This is a genomic window from Streptomyces sp. NPDC044061 (genome assembly GCF_056434305.1).
Map to the genome: position 1 here is coordinate 1 of NZ_JBWKFL010000197.1, position 1,085 is coordinate 1,085.

General features: G+C 67.9%; 1 protein-coding gene. It reads right to left on the reverse strand.

Annotated elements, in window-relative coordinates:
* Positions 1-926: IS701 family transposase (locus AC07CM_RS51065; RefSeq protein WP_478883386.1), on the reverse strand; the 926-nt coding region annotated here is incomplete at its 3' end.
* Positions 927-1,085 lie beyond the last annotated feature (159 nt).

A 1,085-nucleotide genomic window follows, 5' to 3' on the forward strand; every position in this document is an offset into this window, starting at 1 on the left:
ATGCGCAGGGCCACGAAGCGGGAGTACATCCGCTTGCGGCCGGAGCGGCCGGTGCCGGGCCGGGAGCCCTCCCGCCACTGCACCGGCCTGGCCGCCTTCCGGCCCGCCGCGATGACCAACTCCTTCACCGGCTGCGGCTTGTCGGGATACTTCGCCACCGGCGGGCGTCCAATCCCGGAATACGGCTCGGCCACCGGCACCGCGCCGGCGGGCTGGGCCGTCAGCGTGCTGGAGATTCCCACCACGTAGTTCATGCCGCGGGCCTGCAGTCCGTGCCGGAACGCGACAGTGTCGCCGTATCCGGCGTCCGCGACGGCCAGCGGCACCTCGATCCCCCAAGAGCGGGTCTCATCGAGCATGTCCAGGGCCAGCTGCCACTTCTCCACATGCCCGACATCGTCCGGGATGCCGCAGGCGGTGCGGCGGGCGACCTTGCCCGCCTCGGCCTTCGCCGAGGCGGGATCCCATGTCTCGGGCAGGAACAGCCGCCAGTCGACCGCCGCGGAAGCGTGGTCGGAGGCGAGGTGGAGTGAGACGCCGACCTGGCAGTTGGTGACCTTGCCCGCAGTGCCGGTGTACTGCCGCGACACACACGCCGAAGCGGTCCCGTCCTTGAGGAACCCGGTGTCGTCGAAGACCAGGGCCTCCGGCCCGATCGCCTCCTCCATCCGCCAGGCGAGCTGAGCCCGGATGTGTGCCGGGTCCCAGGGACTGGTGGTGATGAAGTTTGCCAGTGCCTGACGATTGCCGTCCTCCCCAAGGCGGGCGGCCATCGGCTCGACCGATTTACGCTGCCCGTCGGTCAGCAGCCCCCGCAGATAAACCTGCCCCCAACGCCGCTGATCCTTGCGCGCGAACGGCTCGAACACCTCAGCCGCAAACGCCTCCAACTCACCACGCACCACAGCAATCTCGTCCGGAGTCACACACACTCAACGCCACACCGAGCCCGCAGGACACGCATCACCACAACCGACCTGACCAAGCCCTACTAGTGTGATGCGCCAGAAATCATGAGGCTTATTTCTCTCCGTCTTGGCTGTTGGGTGGGGTGATCCTGGTGAGGTAGTCGGCGAGGGACTTGA